This window comes from uncultured Clostridium sp., assembly GCF_900547735.1.
Taxonomy (GTDB): domain Bacteria; phylum Bacillota; class Clostridia; order Lachnospirales; family Lachnospiraceae; genus Otoolea.
Genome location: NZ_URHZ01000004.1, coordinates 1 through 15,231, shown reverse-complemented (window position 1 = coordinate 15,231; position 15,231 = coordinate 1). Strand labels below are relative to the sequence as shown.

General features: G+C 50.7%; 14 protein-coding genes. 1 reads left to right on the top strand and 13 read right to left on the bottom strand.

The genetic code is table 11. From position 1 onward, the window contains the following. Window positions 1-325 precede the first annotated feature (325 nt). From QZT18_RS01935 to QZT18_RS01875, 13 genes are all read right to left on the bottom strand, one after another. Window positions 326-2,188 (bottom strand): sigma 54-interacting transcriptional regulator, encoded by a 1,863-nt coding sequence (locus QZT18_RS01935; protein WP_294143794.1) that lies wholly within the window; start codon window positions 2,186-2,188, stop codon window positions 326-328. After that, window positions 2,175-2,633: a hypothetical protein gene (locus tag QZT18_RS01930; RefSeq protein WP_294143793.1), complete on the bottom strand. Its 459-nt coding sequence runs from the start codon at window positions 2,631-2,633 to the stop codon at window positions 2,175-2,177. Before QZT18_RS01930 ends, QZT18_RS01935 begins: the two co-directional genes overlap by 14 nt. A gap of 459 nt (window positions 2,634-3,092) precedes the next feature. Beyond that, the gene (nagA, locus tag QZT18_RS01925) at window positions 3,093-4,238 is read right to left on the bottom strand and encodes an N-acetylglucosamine-6-phosphate deacetylase (protein WP_294143792.1); all 1,146 of its coding nucleotides are present in this window, start codon (window positions 4,236-4,238) and stop codon (window positions 3,093-3,095) included. A gap of 74 nt (window positions 4,239-4,312) precedes the next feature. Next, window positions 4,313-4,804, bottom strand: a complete 492-nt coding sequence (locus QZT18_RS01920) for a tRNA (cytidine(34)-2'-O)-methyltransferase (protein ID WP_294143791.1) — start codon at window positions 4,802-4,804, stop codon at window positions 4,313-4,315. 2 nt (window positions 4,805-4,806) lie between these two features. Next, window positions 4,807-5,982, bottom strand: a complete 1,176-nt coding sequence (locus QZT18_RS01915; RefSeq protein WP_294143790.1) for an aminotransferase class I/II-fold pyridoxal phosphate-dependent enzyme — start codon at window positions 5,980-5,982, stop codon at window positions 4,807-4,809. Beyond that, window positions 5,979-6,461, bottom strand: coding sequence for an Lrp/AsnC family transcriptional regulator (locus tag QZT18_RS01910; RefSeq protein WP_125141165.1), 483 nt, complete (start codon window positions 6,459-6,461; stop codon window positions 5,979-5,981). The genes QZT18_RS01915 and QZT18_RS01910 overlap by 4 nt, the downstream gene beginning before the upstream one ends. Before the next feature lie 13 nt (window positions 6,462-6,474). Next, on the bottom strand, window positions 6,475-7,158 hold the full coding sequence (locus QZT18_RS01905; protein WP_294143789.1) for a hypothetical protein: 684 nt from the start codon (window positions 7,156-7,158) through the stop codon (window positions 6,475-6,477). After that, window positions 7,155-8,702, bottom strand: coding sequence for a VanW family protein (locus QZT18_RS01900; protein WP_294143788.1), 1,548 nt, complete (start codon window positions 8,700-8,702; stop codon window positions 7,155-7,157). The genes QZT18_RS01905 and QZT18_RS01900 overlap by 4 nt, the downstream gene beginning before the upstream one ends. Window positions 8,703-8,888: 186 nt before the next feature. Continuing rightward, on the bottom strand, window positions 8,889-9,719 hold the full coding sequence (locus QZT18_RS01895) for a 3'-5' exonuclease (RefSeq protein WP_366925778.1): 831 nt from the start codon (window positions 9,717-9,719) through the stop codon (window positions 8,889-8,891). 49 nt (window positions 9,720-9,768) lie between these two features. After that, on the bottom strand, window positions 9,769-10,452 hold the full coding sequence (gene nth / locus QZT18_RS01890) for an endonuclease III (RefSeq protein ID WP_294143787.1): 684 nt from the start codon (window positions 10,450-10,452) through the stop codon (window positions 9,769-9,771). Between the two features lie 27 nt (window positions 10,453-10,479). Then, window positions 10,480-12,264, bottom strand: a complete 1,785-nt coding sequence (locus QZT18_RS01885) for a B12-binding domain-containing radical SAM protein (protein WP_294143786.1) — start codon at window positions 12,262-12,264, stop codon at window positions 10,480-10,482. Between the two features lies 1 nt (window position 12,265). Beyond that, complete coding sequence (locus QZT18_RS01880) at window positions 12,266-12,760, bottom strand: dCMP deaminase family protein (RefSeq protein ID WP_366925780.1); 495 nt, start codon at window positions 12,758-12,760, stop codon at window positions 12,266-12,268. Between the two features lie 318 nt (window positions 12,761-13,078). Next, window positions 13,079-14,143, bottom strand: a complete 1,065-nt coding sequence (locus tag QZT18_RS01875) for an L-threonylcarbamoyladenylate synthase (protein ID WP_294143784.1) — start codon at window positions 14,141-14,143, stop codon at window positions 13,079-13,081. A 278-nt stretch (window positions 14,144-14,421) separates the two neighbouring features. Between QZT18_RS01875 and QZT18_RS01870 the strand changes: the two genes are divergently transcribed. Then, window positions 14,422-15,132 (top strand): N-acetylmuramoyl-L-alanine amidase, encoded by a 711-nt coding sequence (locus QZT18_RS01870; protein WP_366925777.1) that lies wholly within the window; start codon window positions 14,422-14,424, stop codon window positions 15,130-15,132. The last annotated feature ends 99 nt before the right edge of the window (window positions 15,133-15,231 follow it).

The following is a 15,231-nucleotide window of genomic DNA, read 5'->3' as shown; positions in this document are numbered from 1 at the left end:
ATATAACTTATTTAGTTACTACCCTTAATAAAGCAATTCACATGCCAACTCTGTCGGCGGAGAATATTATTGTAAGATATGCACTATAGAATCAAAAATCACATCCACTATTATTATGCAATTAGTTCAAATCGCCTCATTATCTTCCTGATTGGCCGGCAAAGATAGTCTCAATTTTAAGACCACTACATGCATAGATTCTTATATTTGAGACTATTTTAACTAATAATATCAAGTCTCTTTCTCTGTCTTCAGCAAAAGAAGGCCGGAACATCCGTCTGTCAGATGTTCCGGCCTTCTTTATTGCGCAGTTACAATTGAGTTCTCAATCCCGGTTCTCAATCCCGGTTCCCGTCCCGGTCACCGTTTCACCTTCACTCCCGCCTCCAATTTTCCGATAATACGACGCCACACTGATTTCCAGGCATCTGCAAATCTCCCGCACCTGTTCCTTGGTGGGATGTCCCCCATAGCGGGCCGCATAATTTTTCAGTATTTCCTGTTCCCTGATACGGATACTCGATTTCAACGGCAGGCAGGCCATATTTTCCCCGGGATGCTCAGAATTCTGTGAAGTCTCATTATTGAGACCACTGATTTTCTGGGGGAGCACTTCCAGGGACAGCACCGGGCTTTTTTCAAACGTCATCATATATTCTATGCTGTTTTCCAGTTCCCTGACGTTACCGGGCCATTGGTAATTTACCATCTTCTCCATGACCGAAGCCGAGGCCGCCCGTATCTCCTTTTCAAGGATTTTGTTATATTTTACGATAAAATGCCGAATCAAAAACGGGATGTCATCCGGGCGTTCCCGCAGCGGCGGAAGGTGGAGCGGCACAACATTCAGGCGGTAATATAAATCCTCCCTGAATTCCTTTCTCTCAATCATCTCTTCCAGATTCCGGTTTGTCGCGGCAATAATTCTCACATCCACATTGATCAGAGAACTGGAACTGCTTCCGATGCGGTCCACCTTTCTCTCACTGAGGACACGGAGCAGCTTTGCCTGGAGATACAGAGGCATGTCTCCAATCTCATCCAGGAAAAAAGTGCCGTGATTTGCGAGCTGGATTTTACCAATCTTTCCGCCCTTCCTCGCCCCGGTAAAGGCCCCCTCCTCGTATCCGAACAGCTCACTTTCCATTAAGGATTCCGGAATCGCCGCACAGTTCATCGCCACAAACGGGTGGGCCTTTCTGGGGCTCTCCGAATGGATCAGACGGGCGAACATTTCCTTTCCGGTTCCGCTTTCTCCTGTGATCAGTACATTAGACGCATGCTGCGCCGCAATCTTGGCCTGGTTGACCAGAGTCCGCATCTTCTTTCCGGAAAAAATGAGTTTCTCCGCTACTCCCAGTCCCTCCCTCTCATTCTGCGTAATGCTGTTCTGGATCTGAGAGAATGGGTTAATAATGCAGAGGACGCTGCCCTCGCTGTCCCGGATAAATTTCGTTTTTACCTGGAGCAGATACTGGAAACCATCTATGTTTTTATGTATTTCCTGAACCAGATTCGGCCGCTCCTCGGTCGTCCGGGCCGCCACCGATATCACCTCCGACAGCAGTGCGTCCTTCAGTTCGGGATCGTTGAAATGGAGATATTTCTGCACATACATATTACTTTGGGAAATACCCGCCGTCGGCGAGTATAAAAGTATCCCATCCTCCATCGCTTCGACGACGGAGGTCAACTGATTGTTCATGATCTGCATCTGCTCCATCAGCATCTCCTGTTCCAGCTTGCTGGATATCAGATCCGATATTTTCTCAAGATAAGCCATGAGCTGCTGTTCTTTTTCCACGACAATCCGGTGCTGCTCTTCATCGAAAGAAGCAATGACAATCACGCCCTCCAGTTTTTCCCTCGTATTGATGGGGTAGGCCAGAACAGAATAAAAACGGCTGTCCACATTTTTCCTCATATTGGGAAACGCAAACACAAACTCTTTTGTATCAATCGCGACAATCGGCATCCCCGTCTCAATCACCTTCATTGTGTAACTGTTCTGCCACTGGGGAATGAGGCGGTTATTCTCATAGCAGACAAGATCCGATTGGTACCAGACCCCCGTAGCCGCAACACGTTCCAGGGGATTTGAACTCAAAATCGTAAGTTCCAAATCCAAAACTGCAGAAAATGACGCCAACAGTGTATTCAAATAGTCCTTGATATCAGTAAGTCTCATCCGCTTCCGTCTCCGTTTCTTCTTTTGATTCCGTCCGCTCCTTTGGCATTTTATAAAGCTTCACGCCCAGCCAGATAAACGCCAGCAGATTTACGAGAAAAAACACCACTCCCTCTGCTCTCCCCTTCTCCCTGAACAGAAAGATCAAATTTCCCGCAAAGCTATAGACCAGATATGGGACATAGAAAAGAAAAACCCACAGGACTCCTCTTCTGCGCAGTACAATCGGCCGGGAGCCATCAGACTTTTTTCGGTAAATCAGGCGTCCGCCGATGTAATAAGCAAACAGGATGCCAAACACAGCCACAAATCTTACACCCGCCAGCCCTGCCGGCATTTCCCATCCCTCAGCCAAATATCCACGCATAATCTTCGTCGATTCCGTGAAAATCCATTCCGCCAATGCACTGAGTATGAATACGATCTGAAGTCCGGTTATTTCCATCCGCTTTCCTCCTGTCTCCTCTAAATAAACAATCATTGAATCATAATATGTCTCACAAGTTCCTTCGTCTGACTTCCATCAAAATACACTTTTTTCCGTTAGTTGCGCATATATTTTACCATGTTTCCGCCTTGTTCTCAATGCATTTTCAGATGAAACGCAAAGTTAAGCGACAATTCTGTTACTCTTTCCACTAAACCGGACCTTCCTGCGAATGGTAAAAGCATGCGGCTAAATTCACGTTATGAATCCTGAATTTAACCGCATGCTCTATCGTTGAGTGGCAATGAAAAGTTCGCGAAGCGTGCTTTTCGTTGTTGTAATCTATCTACTTGTAATCTGACTTTTACTGTTACCGCTGCCTGCTTCGACTACTTGTTTCTGCTGTCTGTCTCTGCCTGCATGTCTCTGCTTACTTGTCCCTGCACACTTGTCTCTGCCGCCCGCTTACACACCGCGTCAGCCCAACAACTGCTTTTCACCTCTGCAGTACGTCTGGACCACCTCATAACCGTCGCCCAGAACCACCAGATCCGCATCATACCCTGTTGCCAGTCTGCCCTTTCTGTCGTCCACCCGCAGGCATCTGGCCGGATTGACCGTGCAGGAGTTGAGCGCGGCGTCAAACGGCACCATGGCTTCTTCCACAAGGAGTTTCAGCCCCCGGTTCATCTTCAGGGTGCTTCCGGCGATTGTTCCGGATTCTTTCAGCCTTGCCAGGCCGTCTTTCCCCACTTCAATCGCATGGCCGCCCAGGTCGTAGCGTCCTCCCGGCTCACATGATTTTACACGGAGGGAATCCGTGATCATGATGGCAAAATCCCTTCCCTTGGCCGTAAAGTAATTATTCAGCGCAGCCAGATGGGAGTGACAGCCGTCACAGATAATTTCACCGTAGATATCCCGGATACGCAGGGCCGCGCCTGCGAGTCCCGGTGCCCTGTGGTTAAACGGCGTCATTCCGTTATAAACATGGGTCATGGATGTGGCTCCGTTTGCAATGGCCAGTACGGCCTCCTCATACGTTGCCGCGGAATGGCCGATGCTGACAACCACCCCTGTCTTGGCACAGTATTTGGTCAGCGACAGTCCTTCGTCATGTTCCGGCGCCAGGGTGATATAGCGTATCATCCCCTTTGCCGCCTTCTGGTATTCGCGGAACTGCTCGGCGGAGGGAACTGCAATCGCCTCCGGAGGCTGCGCTCCTTTATATTCCATATCCAGGTAAGGCCCTTCAAAGTGAATTCCCAGAATTTCGGCGCCCTCATAGCCTTCTTCCATCACCTCGGCCACATTCTTTAAGGCAGCCGTAAGAATTTCCGGCATCTGGGTAACGGTGGTGGGCAGAATTGCCGTCACGCCCTCCTCCGGCACTCTCCTGACCCAGTCCCTGAGACCTGCCGGTTCGGCGTCATTTGTGTCAAAACCGTAGGCTCCGTGTGTGTGTACGTCAATGAAGCCGGGGACGATACGGTCTGTGCCGTAATCCTCATCCGCTTCCTGAGTCCCATATGGCAGGATCCCCTGAATCACACCCGACTGAACTTCCAGCTGCAGCGGCGCAAACTGCCCCGCCACCCAGACTCTTTCACTCTGTATAATCATATCCTTGCCTCCTGTGTTCTACTATGGTAAAACGATAGTTTTATTTTCCCGCCGGTATCCGGTGGGAATGTTCTTTATTTCCAGTCAAAATTCCTCAGATGGCCTTCCATGGTCATCTGCTCAAATCCATTCTGTCTCAGCGCCTCGTAAAGGATTATCGCCACAGAATTGGACAGGTTCAGGGAACGTGTTTCTCCCCACATCGGAATCCGGACACAGGTCTTCTGGTTCTCCACCAGAATGTCCTCCGGGATTCCCCTGCTCTCCGGTCCAAACATGATATAGCAGTCCGGTTCATATTTCACATCGGAATACACATTCGGCGCTTTCGTCGTAGCCATATAAATCTTTGCTCCCGGATTGCGGTCCAGGAAATCCTTATAATCACTGTAAACCGTCACATCAAGATGGGGCCAGTAATCCAGCCCCGCCCTCTTAATCTCTTTATCACTGAGACGGAATCCAAGCGGCTCAATCAGGTGGAGCCGCGTGTTGGTCGCTACGCAGCTCCTCCCGATATTGCCCGTATTCATCGGCATCTCAGGTTCATATAAAACAATGTTCACTGTTACTGCGCCGCCTTTCCGTCCAGTCTGTCTACAAAGCGCCGGATACGCGCAATCGCCTTCTGAAGGTCTTCCAGGGAATACGCATAGGATACACGCAGATATCCCTCGCCGCAGTCACCGAATGCGGTTCCCGGAACGATGGCGATCTTCTCCTCCTGCAGAAGCCTGTTGGCAAACTCGTCGGAAGTCATTCCAAACCGCTTAATACATGGGAATATATAGAATGCGCCGTACGGTTCGAAACAGTCCATGCCCAGGTCCTTAAAGGCGCGCATCAGATATTTTCTTCTCTCGTCATAGGCCTTCTTCATCCTGGCAATGTCTTCATCGCCATTCTTCAGAGCCTCCACCGCCGCATACTGGCTGGTAGTCGGAGCGCACATGATGGCAAACTGATGAATTTTCAGCATCTGGGTCAGAATTATCTCCGGCGCAGCCGCATAACCGATCCTCCATCCCGTCATGGCATAAGCCTTGGAAAAACCATTGATCAGAACGGTTCTCTCCCGCATTCCCGGGATTGCGGCGATGGATACGTGCTCTCCCTTATAGGTCAGCTCGGCATACAGCTCATCACTGATGACGAAAATGTCCTTCTCCTCAATTACCTTTGCAATCTCCTCCAGCTCTTCCCTCTCCATGATAGCGCCCGTAGGGTTGTTCGGGAACGGAAGGATCAGCACCTTCGTTTTCGGTGTAATCTTCTCCAGCAGTTTTTCTTTGGTCAGCTTAAACTGATCCTTTTCCTCCAGTTCGATTACAACCGGTTTGCCGCCGGCCAGCGTGGCACAGGGTACATAGGAAACATAGCTGGGCTGGGGGATCAGGACTTCCTCCCCCGGATTTAACATGGCGCGCAGGGCAATATCGATGGCCTCGCTGCCGCCCACGGTTACAAGCACCTCTTTATTAAAATCATACTCCACATGCATGCGGCGCTTCAGGTAATTACAGATCTCCACCTTCAGCTCTTTAAGGCCCGCATTGGAGGTATAGAAGGTACGTCCTTTCTCAAGGGAATAAATACCCTCCTCGCGGACGTGCCAGGGAGTGTCAAAATCAGGCTCTCCCACACCAAGGGAGATTGCTCCCTTCATCTCACTAACTACGTCAAAAAATTTGCGGATCCCGGAAGGCGGAATATCCACTATTGTATCTGATAAGGGGTTTCTCACGGTACGATCATCATCCTTTCATCCTGGGGCCCGTCGCAGAGTACGGTGCCATGGTCTTTATATTTTTTAAGTACAAAATGGGTAGCCGTGCTGAGCACAGAGTCTATTGTAGACAGTTTTTCAGCTACGAACTGGGCTACCGCCCTCATGGTCTTCGCCTCAAGCATCACGGTAAAATCATAACCGCCGGACATAAGATATACAGATTTCACTTCGCTGTACTGGTAGATTCTCTCTGCGATCTTGTCAAATCCCATCTCGCGCTGAGGCGTAACCTTCACCTCGATGAGAGCAATCACCTTCTCTTCATCTGTATTATCCCAATTAATCAGGGTATGGTAACCACAGATGACATGCTCACTCTCCATCTCAGCGATCTCGGCCGCGACCGCGGCTTCATTCTCACCTAATAAATCCGCCAGCTCTTTAACACTGATCTTGCTGTTTTTTTCAATGACCGCTAAAATTCTTTCTCTCATAGTTTACCTCCTGTTAATTGAGTTTCGTTTCACTGCCCTCCACGGCGCTTTCGCTCTTCTCCGTGCTGCGGACAGTCACTTTATATAGTTCATCGGGTTTAGGCCGATCCAGGAATGTCTGTATTTCGCCGTTATAAATCTGCCTTTTAATTCCTGTCTGCGTCCTCCCGAGCACTACCGCATGGATTCCCTTTTTCTCCAGTCTGCTTACCAGAGCGCCGCCGTTCGCGGCCGTGAGGAGTGCGCATCCCTCCGATTGCAGCCTGTAGGGATTTACGTCGAACACCTCGCAAATCTCCACCGTCTCCTGCAGGATTGGGAGTCTGCGCAGTTCCATCTCAAATCCCAGACCGAATCCGTCAAAATAATCCCACAGCGCCGTCATGATTCCGCCTTCTCCGGCCAGACACCAGGACGCAGCTCCTGCACTTTCAAAAACCTGAGCTGCAGAAACTTCAGTTGCAAAACCTTTAGTTGTTTCCGAAGCTGAAATACCGGGGAGCTGAAACAGTCCCCGGATTTCATATAAGCTCTGGCAGCGCTTTACGTATTGTGCTGTAAAGCGTGCAAGCAGTTCTTCTTCTCTTTCAGCGGCAATTACAGACGTACCTTTTAACGCTATGTACCCTGCAGCCACCAGATCCTGCCCGGCTTCCATAACACCGGACACTTCCGTCATTCCCGCTCTCATCATCATGCTCCCGCATCCGGGGCCGGCGGCGCCGGATCTGCTGCAGGGGCCGGAGCCGGATCTGCCGCTGGGGCCGGAGCCGGTTCCGCTGCCGGCGGAGCCACGATTTCGGAAGCAGGGCCGTCGGAGGCCGGACCGGAAGGCGGAGCCGGGGTCTCGGCAGGCGCGGCGGGCTGTTCCGGCGTTGTCGGTACAACCGGTGCGATCACAGGCGCCTCAGGGCCTACACGGTAAATTGCTTTCGATGCCATATAGTTATCGGTGTGGAGGATCTCTTTCTCTGTCTCCACTCCGTCGACATAAACATATTTCCACAATCTGGAACGGAGTCCTCTGTGAGCGGACTGCTCAAGAACTTTTGCTCCCGGTCTCAGGGACGGATCCACCTTGATTGTAGGCGCTCCCGGGTCTGATGTACCCAGAGTCTCCGACACGTATTTCACCTCACGGTTAGCCGGTCTTGTCTCTTTTCCATAGATTGTAAATGTCAAGGTGCCGCCGCTTACGCCGCCTTCGATATAGACAGGCGTATCGTATGGGTTTTTAAACTTCAGATCCTTGATGGTTCCGGCGATGGCGGCGTCCTGTGACGGTTTCACATATGCTACGAGCATAGAATGGTTCTGCCTGTCCGTAATATCCATCTCGGCCTGAAGCGCCGCATTGTACATTGTTGTGCAGAGCTGGCAGGAACCTCCGCCGATCGAATCAACCACACGGCCGTTCTCATAGGAACCGGCAGCCGCATATCCGTTGGCGATGGTAAACGGAGTCAAAAGAGTATAGGCGGAGAATTCTTCTCCCGGCATCAGTACGACGCCGTTGATCTTTGACGAGCCGTTTGTCAGGTTTCTGGATCTTGAAATATTGCCCGTGCTGAAGTTGGTGCTGAACGTTCCGAGCACATCCTGGATCATGGCCAGATCTTCCGACTTTCTCGCCGGCTGGGTCTCGGTTACAACCGCCGCCACTGTCACAGGACTGTTCAGTCCGCCTTTAAGCGCCTCATCGAGCGCTTTCTTCGTCGCATCTACGTCCACAGCCAGACCAACCACGGAATCCGTGATCTGGAACGCACCGTCCACTCTCGTGATCTCGGCATCCTTTGCTTCCCTTACAAAGGCGCTGCATCTGCTTTCGACAAATTCCGCCACTTTCGCGGCGTCCACAGAGGTCTCAACTTCCAGCTTGAGCGGCTGTTTTTCAAGACTCTTAAGGTTTAAGTATCTTTCCAGCAGGTTTCCGCCGGCATATTTCTCGGCCGCTTCCTCGATCTCTGCTTTATTGGTCCAGGAAAATCCCAGTTCTTCCGCCGTCGTGGTAATCTCATTCCCGTCGATCGTCAGAGTAATCTCCTGGTTCGACATCTCTTTTACATATTCCTCAATCTTCTGATCCGCTTCTTCCCCGGTCATACCGGTCAGTTCAAAGTTCCCCACTTTAATGCCGGCTGGAAGCGTGCCCGCGGCAGCAGTTTCCGGCGGGAGCAGAAGTACCCCGGCTGCCAGCAAACAGGCCGCTGCGCCGGCAATCCAAAATTTCTTTTTCATATATATGCCCCTATTCCAATAACGATTGCGGTGAGATGTGTCCGGTACAGACCGTTCACCGCATAACACTTATGACGCGCTCCCGCGTCCTATCGAAATGTGCGGTTTACATTGCCATTGATAAACCGGCAAGTATAGTTCCACCTACCATTGCGAGAACTATAACGATAATAACAACGGAAGATACTACTTTCCTTGTCCTTTTATCACTGAAGTTAAACATTCCTTATCACCTCTTTTTATTCTTCCATACTGTGAGATAATTTTATCCGTCATCCTCGAAACTTCATTCCGGGAGAGGTAGTCTATCTGCGCAGATACGTTTATTCTATGATATTTTAGTAAATCCCGCAAGACTTCTTTTTGCTTTTTTGTCGCCGGCTGCTCTTTTTTTACCTTATATAGCAAAGGTTTACAGGAAAATGCCTCCGGCATTGTGGAAAAATGTATTTTTTTGACAGCCTGATACAGGAAATGGGCCGTCAGGGCATCCGCCATGGCGCGGTGGGCGCCCTCCTGTTTTACTCCGTAATAAAGGCTGGCATTGCCCAGATTCTTCCTCTCCTCCTCCGGCATAAACCGGCGGCAGAGCGTCAGCGTATCGATCCCGTTTTTTTCAAAAGGCAGCCCCTGATTGACGGCGGCCCGTTTCAAAAAGCTGTAATCGAAGATAATATTGTGTCCCAGAAGTGGAAGGTCTCCGCAAAATTCCACAATACGGCCAATCACTTCGCCGATATCCGGTGCATCGGCCACCATATCTACGGTGATGCCGGTCAGCTCCTCGATCCGTTCATCCAGTTCCCTCCTGGGATTGATGAGGGTGGAAAACGTCTCCGTGACTTCGCCTCCCGAGACAAGGGCGGCGCCAATCTCGATGATTTTATCGTGTTTCGGATCCAGGCCGGTTGTCTCCAGGTCGACAGCCACGTAAGTATCCGGGGCTCCGCAGGGTTTCCCGTCCGTCTGCTCCCGGAATTTCATTTCTTCCCTTATTATGTGTGCAGATTCTTCCAAATTTATTCCTGCTTTCTCTCATTATTTAAAAATAACATTTCCTGAACAGTTATTTTGTGCTTTTCCGGCTCTTTTTAACCTTTTCTGTCTCTGCGCCGGGGCAGTTCTCTCTCAGGAAGCACTCTCTGCATTTTGGGCTTCTGGCGATACAGATGCTCCTGCCCAGTGTGATAATCTGGATATTCCACAAAATCCAGTGCTCTTTCGGCAGAACCTTCATCAGATCATATTCGATCTTTTCCGGTTCCTCCTCTTTTGTCAGCCCCAGTTTTCTGGAAATCCGCTTTACATGGGTGTCCACCACAATACTCGGCTCATCATATATATTTCCCCGGATAACATTGGCGGTCTTTCTCCCCACCCCGGCCAGGGAAGTGAGCTCTTCTATGGTTCTCGGAACTTCTCCGCCAAAGTCTTCGACCAGCGATTTACAGCAGGCGATAATATTTTTCGCCTTCATATGGTAAAATCCGATGGAGTGGATGTCTTTTTCCAGCTCCTTTAAGTCGGCGTCTGCAAATTTCTCCAGTGTGTCATATTTTTTAAACAGGTCGGCCGTTACAATATTCACCCTGGCATCGGTGCACTGCGCGCTCATAATCACCGCAATCAGAAGCTGCCACGGTGTCTCATGGTTTAAGTAACAGCGGTAGTCTGTCCCATATTCCTGATCAAGCAGTTCCAGAATCCTCCGGACCCGCTCATCCCTCTGTGCCTTTGTCTCCCTCGGCATCGGTTACCTCCTGTGTAATTTAATTTGTCAAATTTCTGCTGGTATAAGGGCTCCGTCTTTCAAGACCAGCCTGAATGCTCTGGCGTTCCCCAGCAGGGCGTCCCTGTTCTTATAGTCGAAAAGAACCACACTGCCGTCTCCCATCCCCTCGGCATGGGCCATCTTGCTGATCTGCCTGGAATCGTACTCCTCATATCCCTTCAAAAGGAAAGGACATTTCGCCTCACTGATGAAAAACTGCTTTACAGCCTCCTTAAACGGTGACTGTTCCCTTGCAAATGAGGGGCGGCTCTTCACATTTTCCCTGAGGTAGAGATCGTACATCAAAAGATCCCGGTACCGTTCCGCCTTTTTCCCGTTCTGAATATCCGGGACATTTTCATTGATAAAACGGAACAGAATCTCATAGCGGGCCAGGCGGCTGTGGCTGATTCCGGTAATCCTGTTTTCCTCATAGTACTCCGCGAGCGCCTGAAACAGGTCAAAAGGTTCGTCAAAATCCTTCACAAGCTCCTTCAGAACCGTTCTGAACTGTCCGCTGTTGTAGTGAACCTCAACCATCTCCTCCACGCCTTTTAACCTGATTACATCACCGTAACTGAGCCATCGGGTGGAAAGTACCTCGTAGGGAGGCTGCGACTTATAGAGCAGGCCGTATTCTCCGGCCATCTCCTCCATATAAGAGCCCTTCAGCACCTTCAGGAATCCCAGTTGAAGCTGCTCCGGCTCCATGCGGTATACATCGTTAAATGATTTTCTGAAACTCTCATAGTCCTCATAAGGCAGTCCGGCAATCAAGTCGAGATGCTGGTGGATATTACGGAAGCTGTTGACCCGGTGCACGTTGTTTTCCAGTTTCACGAGATCCATCTTCCTCCGAATCTCCCGGATGGTATCGGGATTCGTGGTCTGGACGCCGATTTCAAGCTGGATTAAGCCCGGCCTCATCCGTTCCATCAGCGCCAGCTCATCCTCATCCAGAAGGTCCGCCGATATCTCAAAATGAAAGTTCGTCACCCCGTTGTCATGCTCCAGGATAAACTTCCAAATCTCCATGGAATGGCTTTTCTTACAGTTAAACGTCCTGTCCACAAATTTCACCTGGGGCACGCGCCTGTCCAGAAAAAAGGAAAGTTCCTTCTTCACCAGGTCCAGATCCCGGAACCGCACCGTCTTGTCAATTGAGGAAAGACAGTAGCTGCATGAAAAAGGACAGCCCCTGCTGCTCTCATAGTAAATGATCCTGTGTTCCAGCCCTTCAAGGTTCCCGTAGGAAAAAGGAATCCGGCTCAGATCCATCAGCGGAGCAGGCATCCCGGTATGAATGCCGCCGTCCTTTTTCCTGAAGATCAGTCCCGGCTGCGCGGACAGAAGCATCGGGTGTTCTTCCGCCATATACTGCTCCGCCAGGTGATAAAAGGTCTCTTCCCCCTCGCCCGCCATAATTCCCTTTACCTCGGGCAGTTCCCTGAGGACCGCCTCCGCATCGTAGGAAACCTCCGGGCCGCCGAGCCAGATCTGCACCTGCGGCAGCACCTTTTTCAAATCCCTGACAAGTTCCTTCACATAAAGAATATTCCAGATGTAGCAGGAAAATCCCACCACATCTGGACTGCGTCTGTAAATATCCTGTAATATCAATTCCATCTGATGGTTGATGGTATACTCCCCCATCTCTATCTGTATCCCGGGAAGCTCCTCTCCCTGCGCTTTCCTGTCCGCAAACATGTCCTGTGCATACTTGATAAGGCTGTAGATTCCCAGATTGGAATGGATATATTTTGCGTTGATTGCCGCCAGTAAAAATTTCATTTTATAATGAAACCTCTATCTTTCTTCCCGTACGGTTGTACAGATAGTATCTGACTCCTGCCGAATCCAGCATGCGCTTGGATGCGCGGACCGCCGGTGTATTGCCGTATTTGTCGCTGTCGTAAACCAGGGTCTTGATTCCAGCCTGGATGATTGCCTTTGCACACTCGTTGCAGGGGAACAGCGTCACATAAAGCTTGCTGCCCTCCAGACTGCCGCCCCTGTAATTCAGGATTGCATTGAGCTCGCTGTGGGTGGTGTAAAAATATTTCGCATTGTAGGGGTCATCCGACTCGTGTTCCTTTCCCCATGGGAATTCATCGTCCGGGCATCCCTTGGGAAAGCCGTTGTATCCCATGGACAGGATTTTATTATCGTCGCTGACAATACAGGCTCCCACCTGTGTGCTGGGGTCCTTGGACCGCATTGCGGAAAGCTTTGCTACGCCCATAAAATATTCATCCCATGTGATATAGTCATTCCTCTTATCCGACATATGCAGCCCTCCCCGTATCTTTACCTGCTTCTCTTCCATTATAACCTCCCGTGTCTTCCAAAGTTCATGTTAATTATTGGTTACTGTTCACTCCGTGCCCAGTAACACGCTGCGCGATGCACAGAAACGGCAAAAAACGCCGTTGATTGTAATGAAAAGTCCGCATCGCGCACTTTTCGTTGCGTCGCGCCGCAACCCTCGGGTTTGACCCAAGGGGGCCCGCTGTCTGTGACTTTCGCTACGCTCCACTCACAAAAAACACCTCGCGGAATACTACCTGTGAACAGTAACAATTATTGGTTACAGTCCAGCCTCCGGTCAAACCTTTACTATCCGGTATCCCGCAGCCTTATTGAGCCTGTTCATAATCGCCTGTCCCAGATGATCGGCCGGAAATCCTTCCGAAAACAGATACTGGGCTCCCAAATCATCAAATTCTCTTAGGACGGCGTACAGATTATGGGCAACCGTCTCCTCTTTCGCCCTCTGGCCTATGCTTCTCACCATCCCTGCGGGATACGAGTCCCTTGTCTCATCGGTGCAGATAATTCCTACCTTATATCCCTCTAAAAGCTTCTCAGCCGCCAGGCGGTTAATCTCAGAGACCACTCTGTCCTGCGGCCCCTCAACCAATGTCAAATCCGCATTGGGAGCATAATGCCTGTATTTCATTCCGGGCGCCTTCGGCTTTAAATCCGGGCTTACGGGACCGAGAATCGCCGGGTCGACCCTGACTTCCCCGACCACCGATTCAAGCATCTCCATGGTCACCGCCCCCGGCCTCAGAAGCACCGGCACCTCTTCCGTCACATCCACGATTGTGGACTCCACGCCGATCCCCACCGGACCGCCGTCGATAATCATCTCAATCCGGCCTTCCATATCCTGATAAACGTGCTCCGCCCTCGTCGGGCTCGGCCGCCCCGATGTATTGGCGCTGGGAGCCGCCACCGGCACCCCGGCCAGCCGGATCAGCGTTCTCGCCACCGGATCGGACGGCATCCGTATTGCCACCGTATCAAGTCCTCCCGTCGTTCCCAGAGGCACAAGAGCACTCTTGGGAAAGACAAGGGTCATCGGTCCCGGCCAGAACGCCCCGGCCAGCTTTCTCCCCATCTCCGGTATCCGGGCGACTAAGGGTTCAATCCCCTCGAAATCCGCCACATGGGCAATCAGGGGGTTGTCCGAGGGTCTTCCCTTGGCCTCATATATTTTCCTGGCCGCCTTCTCATCCAGCGCATTGGCCCCCAGGCCGTACACCGTCTCCGTCGGGAACGCGACAAGTCCCCCTTGTTTCAATACTTCTGCCGCTTCTTTAAGATATCCAAGCTCTTCGCCTGTAAAATTTCCTTCATCTGACACTTTTAATACTTTTGTATTCACTGCTGCGTCTTCTTTCTATATAAATGTAAACAATATTTTTGTTTTTTATCATAGCACATGGGCGGGTAGGGTGCAAGAGATTCTAAGGAGGAATTGAGAAGTAAGACCACTGCCGATACGGTAGAGACGGAGTAGTAAGATGTAAGTAATAAGTCTTCAGTCCCGGGGGAAGTTTTTTCGTACAGCCCCCTCCCCCCAACTAAACATCCCGTAATCCTGCATGAACAGCAAATCCCGGAATATACTTTTTATAACCGTTATTGATTTCAGGTGAAAATGTGTTAAAACGGATAGCAAAGCGGCTTACAGTGGAGGCGGCAGCCGGATTTGTGCTGCTGGCCGGTATATTTATGATGACGCGGTACGCGGGCCTGTCTGTGTCCGGGACCAGCGTACATATCGGAAAAGAACGGCCCGTTGTCGTGCTGGATGCCGGGCACGGCGGGAACGACCCGGGGAAAGTGGGGGTGGACGGCAGCCTCGAAAAAGATATCAACCTGGCGATTACGCTCAAGGTCAAGGAATATCTGGAACAGTCCGACGTGGATGTTGTACTGACCAGAGAGGATGACAAGGGGCTCTATAAGTCCAGCGACAACAGCAAAAAAATGGCGGATATGAAACAGCGCTGTCAGACGATCGCGGAAACCGATCCCGATATCGTAGTCAGCATCCACCAGAACAGCTACCATCAGGAGGCCATCTCGGGCGGTCAGGTATTCTACTATAAGGGCTCGGATAAGGGGAAAAAACTGGCCGAAAAAATACAGAAACGGTTCGATTACGTTCTGGGTGAAAAGAATACAAGACTTGCCAAGGCAAACGACAATTACTATCTTCTCCTCCACGTGAAATGCCCTATCGTCATCGTGGAATGCGGTTTCCTGAGCAACTGGAGCGAGTCAAAAATGCTGAACTCCAAAGATTATCAGGACCGGGTCGCATGGACCATACATATGGGGATTATGGAGTATCTGAATCAGAGGTAAGTTATTGAGGAAGGAGAACGCCGCCGGGACGGCCGGGGGGCGGAATGGTGAGAGGGAGGTTGTGAGTCTTCAGTCCCGGTTTGTAGGTTGTCGCGGGTG

What these genes read in the sequence shown, in the direction of transcription:
- QZT18_RS01935 (WP_294143794.1), bottom strand. Translation starts at nt 2,188, where the DNA reads ATGAGACTTACTGATATCAAGGACTATTTGAATACACTGTTGGCGTCA.
- QZT18_RS01930 (WP_294143793.1), bottom strand. Translation starts at nt 2,633, where the DNA reads ATGGAAATAACCGGACTTCAGATCGTATTCATACTCAGTGCATTGGCG.
- nagA (WP_294143792.1), bottom strand. Translation starts at nt 4,238, where the DNA reads ATGATTATACAGAGTGAAAGAGTCTGGGTGGCGGGGCAGTTTGCGCCG.
- QZT18_RS01910 (WP_125141165.1), bottom strand. Translation starts at nt 6,461, where the DNA reads ATGAGAGAAAGAATTTTAGCGGTCATTGAAAAAAACAGCAAGATCAGT.
- QZT18_RS01905 (WP_294143789.1), bottom strand. Translation starts at nt 7,158, where the DNA reads ATGATGATGAGAGCGGGAATGACGGAAGTGTCCGGTGTTATGGAAGCC.
- QZT18_RS01900 (WP_294143788.1), bottom strand. Translation starts at nt 8,702, where the DNA reads ATGAAAAAGAAATTTTGGATTGCCGGCGCAGCGGCCTGTTTGCTGGCA.
- nth (WP_294143787.1), bottom strand. Translation starts at nt 10,452, where the DNA reads ATGCCGAGGGAGACAAAGGCACAGAGGGATGAGCGGGTCCGGAGGATT.
- QZT18_RS01885 (WP_294143786.1), bottom strand. Translation starts at nt 12,264, where the DNA reads ATGAAATTTTTACTGGCGGCAATCAACGCAAAATATATCCATTCCAAT.
- QZT18_RS01880 (WP_366925780.1), bottom strand. Translation starts at nt 12,760, where the DNA reads ATGTCGGATAAGAGGAATGACTATATCACATGGGATGAATATTTTATG.